General features: G+C 44.9%; 13 protein-coding genes. 12 read left to right on the top strand and 1 reads right to left on the bottom strand.

Going from position 1 to position 12,122, the window contains the following annotated elements:
- Positions 1–46: 46 nt before the first annotated feature.
- From rbfA to A3GY_RS0108295, 6 genes are all read left to right on the top strand, one after another.
- Entirely contained in the window at positions 47–403 is a 357-nt protein-coding gene (gene rbfA, locus A3GY_RS0108320; RefSeq protein ID WP_018030947.1) for a 30S ribosome-binding factor RbfA, read from the top strand.
- A gap of 101 nt (positions 404–504) precedes the next feature.
- Complete coding sequence (locus A3GY_RS0108315; protein ID WP_018030946.1) at positions 505–942, top strand: CopY/TcrY family copper transport repressor; 438 nt, start codon at positions 505–507, stop codon at positions 940–942.
- Entirely contained in the window at positions 939–3,167 is a 2,229-nt protein-coding gene (locus tag A3GY_RS0108310) for a heavy metal translocating P-type ATPase (RefSeq protein ID WP_018030945.1), read from the top strand. Before A3GY_RS0108315 ends, A3GY_RS0108310 begins: the two co-directional genes overlap by 4 nt.
- A gap of 13 nt (positions 3,168–3,180) precedes the next feature.
- A complete protein-coding gene (gene copZ, locus A3GY_RS0108305; RefSeq protein WP_018030944.1) occupies positions 3,181–3,381 on the top strand; it encodes a copper chaperone CopZ in 201 nt (66 codons plus the stop codon).
- Positions 3,382–3,488: 107 nt separating this feature from the next.
- Positions 3,489–4,322 (top strand): Cof-type HAD-IIB family hydrolase, encoded by an 834-nt coding sequence (locus tag A3GY_RS0108300; protein ID WP_018030943.1) that lies wholly within the window; start codon positions 3,489–3,491, stop codon positions 4,320–4,322.
- A complete protein-coding gene (locus A3GY_RS0108295; protein ID WP_018030942.1) occupies positions 4,319–5,206 on the top strand; it encodes a Cof-type HAD-IIB family hydrolase in 888 nt (295 codons plus the stop codon). Before A3GY_RS0108300 ends, A3GY_RS0108295 begins: the two co-directional genes overlap by 4 nt.
- A 113-nt stretch (positions 5,207–5,319) precedes the next feature.
- Here A3GY_RS0108295 and A3GY_RS0108290 read toward each other — a convergent pair whose 3' ends face one another.
- Positions 5,320–5,877, bottom strand: a complete 558-nt coding sequence (locus A3GY_RS0108290) for a TetR-like C-terminal domain-containing protein (protein WP_018030941.1) — start codon at positions 5,875–5,877, stop codon at positions 5,320–5,322.
- Positions 5,878–6,004: 127 nt separating this feature from the next.
- On the opposite strand from A3GY_RS0108290, the gene A3GY_RS0108285 reads away from it, so the two are divergent.
- The 6 genes from A3GY_RS0108285 (at position 6,005) to A3GY_RS0108260 (ending at position 12,103) form a co-directional block, all read left to right on the top strand.
- Positions 6,005–6,850 carry a DegV family protein gene (locus tag A3GY_RS0108285; RefSeq protein ID WP_018030940.1) on the top strand — a complete coding sequence of 282 codons (846 nt, stop codon included), beginning with the start codon at positions 6,005–6,007 and terminating at the stop codon, positions 6,848–6,850.
- A 159-nt stretch (positions 6,851–7,009) separates the two neighbouring features.
- Positions 7,010–8,158, top strand: coding sequence for an N-acetylglucosamine-6-phosphate deacetylase (nagA, locus tag A3GY_RS0108280; RefSeq protein ID WP_018030939.1), 1,149 nt, complete (start codon positions 7,010–7,012; stop codon positions 8,156–8,158).
- A 43-nt stretch (positions 8,159–8,201) separates the two neighbouring features.
- Positions 8,202–8,612 (top strand): EVE domain-containing protein, encoded by a 411-nt coding sequence (locus A3GY_RS0108275; RefSeq protein ID WP_018030938.1) that lies wholly within the window; start codon positions 8,202–8,204, stop codon positions 8,610–8,612.
- Between the two features lie 269 nt (positions 8,613–8,881).
- Positions 8,882–9,799, top strand: a complete 918-nt coding sequence (gene glyQ, locus A3GY_RS0108270) for a glycine--tRNA ligase subunit alpha (RefSeq protein WP_018030937.1) — start codon at positions 8,882–8,884, stop codon at positions 9,797–9,799.
- Positions 9,799–11,838 (top strand): glycine--tRNA ligase subunit beta, encoded by a 2,040-nt coding sequence (glyS, locus tag A3GY_RS0108265; protein ID WP_018030936.1) that lies wholly within the window; start codon positions 9,799–9,801, stop codon positions 11,836–11,838. The genes glyQ and glyS overlap by 1 nt, the downstream gene beginning before the upstream one ends.
- 10 nt (positions 11,839–11,848) lie before the next feature.
- Positions 11,849–12,103 (top strand): DUF896 family protein, encoded by a 255-nt coding sequence (locus tag A3GY_RS0108260; protein WP_018030935.1) that lies wholly within the window; start codon positions 11,849–11,851, stop codon positions 12,101–12,103.
- The last annotated feature ends 19 nt before the right edge of the window (positions 12,104–12,122 follow it).

The following is a 12,122-nucleotide window of genomic DNA, read 5'->3' as shown; positions in this document are numbered from 1 at the left end:
CGAGAATCGTGTTTAGCCTTATGGGAGACCCATAGAAAGGAAATCTATGTCACATTTTCGAGTTGATCGTGTTGGAATGGAAATCAAACGCGAAGTTAATGAAATCTTGCAAAAAAAGGTCCGTGATCCGAGAGTCGCAGGCGTCACCATCACAGATGTTCAGATGCTGGGCGATTTATCTGTGGCGAAGGTCTACTACAGTGTCATGAGTGACCTTGCTTCAGACAATCAGAAAGCCCAAGAGGGTTTGACCAAGGCTAAAGGAACAATCAAACGTGAACTTGGCAAGAATCTTCAGATGTATAAAATTCCTGATTTGACATTTATCAAGGACGAGTCGATTACCTATGGAAATAAGATTGATCAAATGCTCCGTGACTTGGAGAAAAAGAATCAGGACTAAAAAAGAAGTTTTTAAACTTCTTTTTTAATTGTCTATATATTGACAATTGTAGACAAAAGTTTTAAAATAGATTTACAAATGTCGTCGAAAGGAGTTCTAGTATGGGAATTTCACAAGCGGAGTGGGAGGTTATGCGGGTTTTTTGGGCCTTGGGCGAAGCTAGCAGCAGCCAGGTCATTGCGGTTTTAAACCAGAAAAATAACTGGTCGCCTTCAACTGTTAAGACCCTCATTGCGAGACTTGTTGAGAAAGGCTGTTTGGGTAGTCAGCGCCACGGGAAAAAGTTCCTCTATCGTTCCTTAATTGAGGAAGATAGGGCCTTGGAAGAAGAGGTGTCAGATCTTTTTGCCAGGATCTGCGTCCGTAAGCATAAAACGCTTTTGGCGGAACTGATTCAAAAAACACCGATGACAAGAGCAGATATTGCCTCTTTGGAGAGGTTGCTGTCCAGCAAAAAAGATAAGGCTGTAGCATCTGTCTCTTGTGACTGTATTCCGGGTCAATGCACCTGCTCTCATCATTTGGAGGTGACCTCATGAGTGAAAAAGTTTTTATGATTGACGGCATGACCTGTGCTTCCTGTGCACTTACCGTAGAAAAGGCTGTCAAAAAGCTGGACGGTGTGAACCAGGCTGCTGTTAACCTGACGACTGAGAAAATGACGATCGATTTTGACCAGTCTAAACTGGGTTCAGAAGCAATCGAAAGAGCGGTTGCTCAAGCGGGTTATCAGGCCAAGCTCATTACAGCTGGCAGCCAGACCAGTCAGAAAGAGCGAGAGGAAGATAAACTTGCCCAAATGACACGGCGCTTGTTTGCCTCCCTTATTTTTACCCTTCCGCTTTTTTATGCTGCTATGGGACCTATGATTGGCCTCTCTCTGCCCTCTTTTTTAGACCCGAATGAATCGCCACTTAACTACGCTCTTTTCTTGCTGTTTCTGACCATTCCGGTGATTGTCATCAATCGAGCCTTTTACCTGAATGGATTTAGGGCACTTTTTAGACGGCATCCTAATATGGACTCCTTGGTGGCTTTAGCGACCAGCGCTGCCTTTTTATACAGCCTTTATGGGACCTACCATATTTATTTGGGACACCACCACCACGTGCATGCGCTCTATTATGAATCGGTGGGAGTTATTCTGACGCTTATCACTTTGGGAAAATATTTGGAAAGTTTGTCTCGAGGCAGGACATCCGATGCACTCAAAAAGCTGATTTCTCTATCTGCCAAGGAGGCTAGAGTGATTAGAGCGGGGCAAGAAAGCATGCTGCCTATTGAAACCGTTGAGTTAGGAGATATTATCTTGGTGAAGCCAGGAGAAAAGATTCCGCTTGATGGACTTGTTCTTTCAGGGAGTTCTTCAGTTGATGAGTCCATGCTGACTGGGGAGGCTATCCCAGTTGAGAAAGACAAAGACAGCCATGTTTTTGGAGGCTCTATCAATGGGCAGGGAAGTTTCCGCTTCAAAGCTGAGAAAGTAGGCAATGAAACCCTTTTGGCGCAAATTATAAAGCTTGTTGAAGAGGCTCAGCAGACCAAGGCTCCGATCGCTAAAATTGCAGACAAAGTCTCTGGACTTTTTGTTCCGGTGGTTATCGTCTTGGCGCTTTTAACAGGCTTGTTTTGGTTCTTTATCATGGGAGAAAACTTGACTTTCTCGATGACGGCTGCCGTTGCAGTTTTGGTCATTGCCTGTCCTTGTGCTCTAGGCTTGGCAACCCCGACCGCGATTATGGTTGGTACAGGCCGTGCAGCTGAGAATGGTATCCTTTTTAAGCGGGGCGATATTTTAGAAATGGCGCAGGAAGTGGATACCATTGTTTTTGATAAGACGGGAACCATTACCCAGGGACGCCCTCAGCTTGCTCAGATTTTTTCTTATGACCAGGAGGTCAATCTTTTGCAGCTGGCTGCTTCTTTAGAAACCTTATCAGAACATCCCTTAAGTCAGGCTATTGTTGCGGCTGCAAAAGAAGAGAGGCTTGATTTATGGCCTGTCAAGCATTTTAAGTCCTTGACAGGGTATGGATTAGAAGGGGTGGTTCAAGGACGGCAACTCTTAATTGGCAATGATAAGTTGTTGTTAAGAGAGGGGATCTCTCTTCAGAGAGCTCAGTCAGATTTTGCAGCAGCCACTGCTCGGGGAGAAACCCCAGTCTTTATTGCTGCAGATCGAGAGTTAATTGGGCTCGTGACTCTTGCTGACCGTCTAAAGGATGACAGCAAGGAAATGCTTGCTGAACTGCAAAAAATGGGATTTGAACTCGTTATGTTAACAGGGGATAACGAGCAGACTGCACAGGCGATTGCCAAAGAAGCTGGCATTCCTCATCTTGTCAGTCAGCTGCTGCCGCACGAAAAGTCACAAGTCATTTCAGATTTGCAGGCGCAAGGAAAGAAGGTGGCCATGGTTGGTGATGGGATCAATGATGCACCAGCGTTAGCAACAGCCGATATCGGTATTTCCATGGGCTCAGGGACAGATATTGCCATAGAGTCAGCGGATATTGTTCTGATGAAACCAGCTATGCTGGATGTGATCAAGATGCTGAAAATTAGCCGTGCGACCATTAAGAACATTAAAGAAAACCTTTTTTGGGCCTTTATCTACAATATTTTGTCTATCCCTATTGCTATGGGCGTTCTTCATCTTTTCGGCGGTCCTTTATTGGATCCCATGATTGCTGGGCTGGCCATGAGTTTTAGCTCAGTATCAGTCGTGCTCAACGCCCTTCGTCTCAAAATCATGTCATTATAAGAGGAGGAATCTTATGGAAAAAACCTATGCCATTAGCGGCCTTAAATGCCAAGGCTGTGCTGATAATGTTACCGAGCGGTTTTCAGCTTTAAAAAAAGTTGAAAACGTTACTGTTGACCTAGAGCAGTCCCTAGTAACCATTACAGGCAATCCCAGCAAATGGTCGCTTAAGCGAGCCCTAAAGGGAAGTCCGTATAAGCTAGGCTCAGAATGATAGACAGCTGTCCAGAACTTTTTCTGGACTTTTTAAATCTCAGATTGGTAAATGCCTCCGATTATGTTAGACTAAAGATAAGAGTTTAATGAGCGTTAGGAGAGACCATGATCAAAATGATTGCTATTGATTTGGATGGCACTTTGCTTAATCGTCACAAAAAAATCCCTGCCGAGAACATCAAAGCCATTCAGAAGGCTGCCCAAGAAGGCATTAAGATTGTTCTGTGTACGGGACGGCCGCAATCAGGAGTTGAACCTTATTTTAAGGATCTGGATTTGGGGCATCAGGCTGAATACGCTGTTTTAAACAATGGCTGTTCGACCCATCAGATTGAAAAAGGAAAGTGGGAGCTTCTGAGCTACCATGAGCTAAGTCTTGATGACATCCAAGGCCTAGAGCGTCTTATCGCACAAAACCATCAGATTGAACTGACCTTGACCGAAGCCAATCATTTTTTGGTTATGGGGCAAAGTGTTTCCGATCTCGTTGCTTATGATGCCAGTCTCGTATTTACAAAAGCCAAGCCCATTTCGTTCAAAGGCTTAAAAGCCTTGAAAACACCTATTTTTCAGGCCATGTATATGGGAGAAGAGGCTAATCTGGATCAATTTGAGCGGTCGGTTGACGACAGGCTGTCCAGCCAATTCAGCACGGTCAGAAGTCAGTCTTATCTCTATGAGGTGATGCCTAAGGGGATTACAAAAGCCAGTGGCCTAAAAGCTTTGGCTGAACATTTGCTGATTAATCCTCGAGACATCATGGCTATTGGAGATGCACCTAACGATCTTGAAATGCTGAGTTTTGCCGGTCTGAGTGTTGCTATGGGCAATGCCAGTGAATCAATCCGACAAGCAGCCGATAAAGTCTCTTTGACTAATGACGAAGCAGGTGTTGCTTACGCTATTGAGACATGGGCTTTGGGGAGTAATGATGTATGACGCAGGATATTCGCTTAATTGCTATTGATTTGGATGGGACACTGCTGGATTCGGATAAAAGGATTCCGCCGCGTAATATTGAAGCCATCAGGCGGGCTGCCCGAGAAGGGGTCAAAATTGTTCTCTGTTCAGGCCGCCCTGTTATGGGAATCAAGCCCTATTTTCAAGAACTCGGACTTGGTGGAGAGGAGTTTGTTATAGGCAATAATGGCTGCACCACTTACCAGACAGAAGGCTGGCAGCTTTTTGACTATCATGACTTAACCAAAGATCAACTGCAGATGCTCTATGACAATTGGCAGCAGTCTCCTCAGCCGAGTCTAGTCTTTATGACACCAACGACCATGTATGTTATTGGGGATGAGGTCTCTGATATTGTGGCTAGAGACGCTGAGACGGCCTTTCATCAGGCGAAAGCCGTTAGTTTTGAGGAATTGATCAGGCAGACGGAACCTGTCTTGCTGGGGTTGTTTATGGATCACTCCCAACCTTTGGATGGTTTTCAGGAAAAAGCTGAGCCGCTCCTGTCCCAGCATTTTCATACAGTCAGAGGCTTAGACTATGTCTTTGAAGCGATGCCGTTTGGTGTCAACAAGGCTTCAAGCCTCAATCGGTTGGCAGATAGGCTGGGGATTCATGCGGGTCAGGTCATGGCTTTGGGGGATGCCAGCAATGACATCGAGATGCTGACCTATGCCGGTCTTGGAGTAGCCATGGGCAATGCTGATGGTCAAACAAAAGAGCTGGCCGATGCCATAACAGCCAACAATGACCAGGCAGGAGTCGCACTTGCCATTGAAAAATATGTCTTAAAAAATGGGAGTGGGAAAGAACTCGACAAGTCGAAAAAGAGTTCGTTTTCCCACCCCCGCACAGTTGATTAGGTCAGATTTGGAGTGTGAGACACGAACAAATCTGCCAATCAACCACTGCGTCAAGATATTATCACGAACTCCAAAAAAGGGGTTGGACTTATTGCCCAGCCTCATTTTAGATATTACGGTAAAAGAGGCAGGTCAATATGAGCCATTTCCTCCTCAGGAATAATCATGCCATCACGAATCCACTTGGATAAAACCGAGATAACAGCACTAGCCCAAAATGTATTAACATAGTCTGCTAAGATTCTCTGTTTACGTCTTTGATAGCGCTCCAGTCCTTCTGTGACAATATCCTTGAGCCACTGGTCAAAATGACTGTGTTTGGCTAGGTGAAGCAGCTCTTTTTGCTGTCTGACTTGGCTGAAAAGAAAATGCCAAGCTTGATATCTTTCCTTAATGGGGTGAAAACGCTGAAGCCCTTTGACAATTTTTAAAACGTTCTTCTTCAAGAGCTTTTTAAGTAGTTCGTCCTTGCTGTGGTAGTGGCGATAAAAGGCATTTCGTGAAACACCAACTTTCAGGACTAGTTCGGAAATCGAAATGTCAGATAGCTTCTTTTGCTGCAACAAAAAAAGCAGGGCTGTCTCCAAAGATTCCTTGGTAATGAGATGGGCTTCCCAATTCGCTTTTTGTAGATTTTTTAGAGAAGCTTCCGCCATTTTGCGTTCTGCCATGACACTCCTTCCTTTCATGTGACAGCTGACAAGTCTCTTTTAATTGGCTTATCATTCTATGATATAATTTTAGGAGAAAGTGGTTTGCTTGTCAAACTAAAAATAAGTAGATATTTTGGAGGATGACATGGCTTGGAAAATTGTAGCAGATTCTGGCTGTGACCTTAAAGAAATCCCTAATCTGGCTCCAGATACCAGTTATGAACGTGTGCCTTTGACGATTCAAGTCGGCAATCAAGTGTTTGTAGACGATTTGGAGTTGGATATTGATAACATGATGGTGACCATGTATGCGTCTTCGGCTGCTGCAAGCTCTGCTTGTCCTAACCCAGATGCCTATGCGAAAGCCTATCAATCCGCTGATAAGTTATTTGTTTTAACGATTACAGGTACTCTTTCGGGCAGCCAGAACAGTGCTCAGCTGGCTAAACAATTTTTATTAGAAAGGTACCCCGATAAGCAGATTCATGTCATTGATACCTTGTCAGCAGGGGGAGAGATTGATTTATTGGTTTTAGAGTTAAACCGATTGATTGGTTTAGGCCTGTCTTTTGAAGAGATTGTGGAGCGCATCTCTACATATCAGGAAAAAACCAAACTGCTCTTTGTCTTAGCCAAGGTGGATAATTTGGTTAAGAATGGTCGCCTTAGTAAATTGGTCGGTAAGGTCGTTGGATTTTTAAATATTCGGATGGTAGGAGAAGCCAGCTCTCAAGGGACGCTTGAACTCTTGCAGAAAGCGAGAGGGCAAAAAAGTGCCGTCGCAGCAACTTTCTCTGAAATGCAAAAGGCAGGCTATGCAGGCGGTAAGGTTGTCATCGCGCATTCCAACAATCCTAAAATTTGTCAGCAACTTGATGGGGTCATTAAGGCACAGTTTCCGCAGGCAGATATTAGTGTAATGAAAACGTCGGGTCTCTGCAGTTTTTATGCAGAGGATGGCGGTATTTTGTTAGGCTATGAAACGGCATAAGTCAGCCTAATTCAGAAATAGATACAACAGCAAGGATTTCCTTGCTGTTTTTTAGTGTTAGACCTAGTAGGCCTGAAAAAACGGCATAAAATGGTATATACCATTTACAAAAGAAGAACTTTTTACTATAATGAAAGGTGAGAAATGGAGGCGTTTGACATGACAACTTACATTAAAGCTGATGCTTTTTATTATCCTCATCATGTTGAAAAAGGAGGTTATTTGGAGATTATTGATGAGCAGTTTGGCGACTGGGTGCCACAGGTTTCCAAACAGGATAAGGTGATTGACTATAGCGGCTATTCGCTTGCGCCAGGCTTGGTGGATACCCATATTCACGGCTACGGTGGGGCTGATGTGATGGACAATCGTCCGGAGTCTCTGGAAACCATTAGCAGAGGTCTGCTCGAAACGGGAGTGACGAGTTTTTTGCCGACAACCTTAACCTCTTCTTTTGAGGCTTTGAATGCAGTCTGCCACACAACAGCTGCTTTTGCTGGTCAGGAAACAGGTGCCCGTATACAGGGTCTGTATTTTGAAGGCCCTTATTTCACCGAAAAGTATAAGGGGGCTCAAAATCCTTCTTATATGCATGATCCCTCAATTGCTGAATTAGACCAGTGGTATGAGAGTTCTAAGGGACTCTTGTGTAAATTGGCCTTAGCGCCTGAGAGGCCAGGTGCGGCAGATTTTATCCGGTATTGTCGGCATAAGGGCATTGTCCTTGCTCTGGGGCATTCAGATGCGACACATGAACAAGCTATCAAAGCGGTAGAAGCAGGTGCCAGTGTATGGGTCCATGCCTATAATGGTATGAGAGGGCTTAACCACCGTGAGCCGGGTATGCTAGGAGCTGTCTATACTATTCCGGATACCTATGCTGAGCTCATTTGTGATGGTCACCATGTCTCACCGCCGGCCTGTCAAATTCTTCTGCGCCAAAAAGGGCACGAGCATATTGCCTTAATTACCGATTGTATGAGTGCAGGGGGATTGTCCGATGGCAGCTATATGTTGGGCGAATTTCCAGTGGTGGTTGAAAAGGGGACAGCCAGACTGCAAGATAGTGGGAATCTAGCAGGGTCTGTCTTAAAACTTAAGGATAGCCTCAAGAATGTTATTGACTGGGGATTGGCCGATAAAGCGCAAGCCATCAATATGGCCAGTTTGATTCCGGCAAAATCAGTTGGCATTGATGATCGATGTGGTCAGATTAAAAAAGGACATCCAGCTGATTTTATCATCTTGGATGAGGCGATGAACCTTAAAGCAACTTATTTAGGAGGACAGGCAGTCTATCAAGCTTGAAAATAAGTGATTGGCCGTTTCAGCTGATGGCAGGAGGACATGAATGGTTAAATTTTGGGTCGGAGTCGTTTCGGAAAATCACGTCAAACGTGGCGTTGAAGGTGGTTTTTGCCAGGTCTGCCACGGCAAGGGCGGACCTCTTAAACGGATGAAGAAGGGAGACTATCTGCTTTATTACAGTCCAAAGGTGGCTCTAGATTCTGATCAAAAACTGCAGGCTTTTACAGCCGTCGGGAAAATGAAGGATGACAGGGTTTATCAGTTTGAGATGGCGCCGGATTTTATTCCTTTCAGAAGAGATGTAGAGTATTACAACTATGTCCGACCTTGCCCAATCGAAGTGGCCAGACAGCATCCAGATTGGAAAAACTATGCCAGTCAGTTGCGCTATGGACATTTTGAAGTCAGTCGAGATTTCTTTCTGTATGTTTTTAATGATATGAAGATAGACTAGTCCTAGACAGCCACCTCATTTTCTGCTATAATACCCCTTAAGAAAGAAAGTCTTGTGGCGTTTCTGCAGCGAGCCTGAGAGAGTGCAAGTCAGGTGAAACAAGATAAGAAACTGGCGCTTTCTCTTGGTGATGACCAAGTTAATGATGAATAAATGAAGTGAAAAATTAGGGTGGAACCGCGTCTCTACGCCCCTATGTCAACTGGCATGGGTGTAGAAGACGGGTTCCGTTTTTATATCCTGTCAACATCAACTAAAAGGAGAACGACATGTCTAAAAAACTAACCTTCCAAGAAATTATTTTAACCCTGCAACAATTCTGGAATGACCAGGGCTGTATGCTCATGCAGGCCTATGACAATGAAAAGGGAGCTGGGACTATGAGTCCTTATACGTTCCTGCGGGCCATTGGACCAGAGCCGTGGAATGCCGCCTATGTAGAGCCTTCCCGCCGTCCTGCCGATGGCCGTTATGGTGAGAACCCCAACCGTCTTTATCAGCATCACCAGTTTCAGGTGGTCATGAAACCCAGCCCGTCAAACATTCAGGAACTCTATCTTCAAAGTTTGGAAGTGCTAGGCATCAATCCTTTAGAGCATGACATTCGTTTTGTTGAGGACAACTGGGAAAACCCGTCAACAGGGTCTGCGGGTCTGGGCTGGGAAGTCTGGCTGGACGGGATGGAGATTACCCAATTTACCTATTTCCAGCAAGTTGGGGGTTTAGCAACTCAGCCCGTCACAGCCGAGGTTACTTACGGCTTGGAACGTCTGGCTTCTTATATTCAGGAAGTGGACTCGGTATATGAAATTGAGTGGTCGCCAGGAGTCAAATATGGCGAAATTTTCAAGCAGCCAGAATTTGAGCATTCCAAATACAGTTTTGAAGTCAGCAATCAGGAAATGCTGCTTGAGAATTTTGAAAAATACGAAGCAGAAGCTAAGCGCTGCTTAGAGGGAGCTTTGGTTCACCCAGCTTATGACTATGTGCTGAAATGTTCCCATACCTTTAATCTATTGGATGCCCGTGGTGCTGTTTCGGTAACTGAGCGGGCTGGCTATATTGCCCGTATTCGAAATTTGGCGCGTGAGGTTGCCAAAACCTTTGTGGCTGAACGCAGACGACTGGGCTATCCTCTCTTAGATGAAGCCAGCAGGAAAGAGCTTTTGGCAAAGGAGGCTGAATAATGACGAAACATTTATTGATTGAACTTGGATTAGAAGAAATGCCGGCCTATGTGGTCAAACCCAGCAGCAAGCAATTACGTCAAAAAATGGGGCAATTTTTGGAAGAAAATCGCCTTGATTTTGACAAGATTGAAGTCTTTTCAACGCCCCGCCGTCTGGCGGTCCGCGTTGTCAATTTAGCCGATCATCAAAGGGATTATTCAGAAGACTTTAAAGGGCCTGCTAAAAAAATCGCGCTAGATGCTGACGGTAATTTTACCAAGGCAGCCCAGGGATTTGTCCGTGGTAAGGGCTTGACGACCGATGCGATTGAGTTTAGAGAGGTTAACGGCGAGGAATACGTCTACGTTACCAAAAATGAAGCAGGAAAACCGGTTCAAGAAGTACTCACAGGTGTTGTAGACGTGCTTAAATCCTTAAACTTCCCAGTCAATATGCACTGGGCCAATCACACCTTTGAATACATTCGACCTGTTCATACCTTGGTTGCTTTGTTAGATGATCAGGCCCTTGATTTGGAGTTTTTGGATATCAAATCCAGTCGTATCAGCCGCGGACATCGTTTCTTGGGACAGGAAACAGAAATCAAATCTGCAGCCTCCTATGAGGATGACCTGCGCGCGGAATTTGTTTTGGCGGACGCTCAGGAACGTGAAAACTTGATTATCGACCAAATTCGTGAACTCGAAGAAAGCCACAAGGTCTCTGTCGAAATCGATGAGGAGTTGCTGGATGAAGTTTTAAATTTGGTTGAGTATCCTACCGCCTTTATGGGGAGTTTTGATCGTAAGTATCTTGATATCCCAGAAGAAGTTTTGGTGACTTCGATGAAGTCTCACCAGCGTTACTTTGTTGTCCGTGATCACGAAGGGAACTTGCTGCCAAATTTCGTTTCAGTCCGAAACGGTAATGACGCCTTCCTTGAAAACGTGATTAAAGGAAATGAGAAGGTGCTTTTGGCCCGTCTGGAAGACGGGGAGTTTTTCTGGCGTGAAGATCAGAAGCTGCAAATCATGGACTTGGTTGACAAGTTAAAAGCGGTCACTTTCCATGAAAAAATCGGTTCTCTTTATGAACACATGATGCGGACAAAGGCGATTGCTGTCTATCTTGGGCAAGAATCAGGTCTGTCTAGCGAAGAACTTCATCAGGTTGAGCGGGCAGCTAATATCTATAAGTTTGATCTTCTGACCGGTATGGTTGGTGAGTTTGATGAACTCCAGGGAATCATGGGAGAAAAATACGCTCTTTTAGCGGGCGAGAATTCAGCTGTCGCTGCTGCTGTCCGTGAACACTACCTGCCAACAAGTGCTGAAGGAGAGCTGCCTGACAGCAAGGTAGGCGCTATTTTGGCAATTGCTGATAAGTTGGATACCCTCCTATCTTTCTTCTCGGTGGGGCTTATACCAAGTGGTTCCAACGACCCTTATGCGCTTCGCCGTGCAACTCAGGGGATTGTCCGTATCCTTGATAAATTTGGCTGGGAAATTCCCCTAGATCAGCTGATTGCTAATCTTTATCAGCTGCCATTTGACAGCCTGACTTATGAGAATCAGCCTGAAGTCATGGCTTTCCTGAGAGCGCGTGTGGCGAAGATGATTGATGGTGATGTTCCTAAAGATATTCGAGACGCTGTCTTAGACAGCAGCACATATGTGGTTCGTCTTGAAATTGAAGCTGCCAATGCTCTGGCTGACAAGGCCAAAGATCCAGACTTTAAAGCATCTGTTGAGAGTTTGGCCCGTGTCTTTAACCTAGCCAAGAAGCTGGAGGCGGAAGCTGCTGTTGATCCGGGTCTTTTTGAGAATGAGTACGAGCAGGAGTTGTTCAATCTCGTTGAAGAGCTGCATTTTACAGAAGAAATGGCTGATAATCTTGATCGTCTATTTGCACTCAGTCCAGCTATTGACAGTTTCTTTGACAATACAATGGTGATGACAGAGGACTTGCTTCTTCAAAAAAATCGTCTCTCTCTGTTAAAAACCTTGATGACTAAGGCTCAGTCAATCGCTGCCTTTGACGAAATTAATACGAAATAGGAGAAGCTTTATGGAACAAGCCAAAATTGACCGCATCAATGAATTGGCCCGCAAGAAAAAAACAGAAGGGCTGACCGGTGAAGAAAAAGTCGAACAGGCCAAATTGCGTGAAGAATATATTGAAGGCTACCGCCGCAGTGTCCGTCACCATATTGAAGGTCTCAAAATTGTAGATGAAGAAGGGAAAGATATTACCCCAGAAAAACTCAAAGAAGTTCAGCGCCAAAAAGGCATTCACGGCCGAAAGCCAGGTGATAAGAGTTGATTTAAAAGCCTCTTCCGTT

Origin of the sequence: Streptococcus ferus DSM 20646 (assembly GCF_000372425.1) — a bacterium.
GTDB lineage: Bacteria > Bacillota > Bacilli > Lactobacillales > Streptococcaceae > Streptococcus > Streptococcus ferus.
Note: the sequence above shows the minus strand (reverse complement) of the source record. Positions and strands in the feature narration are given on the sequence as shown.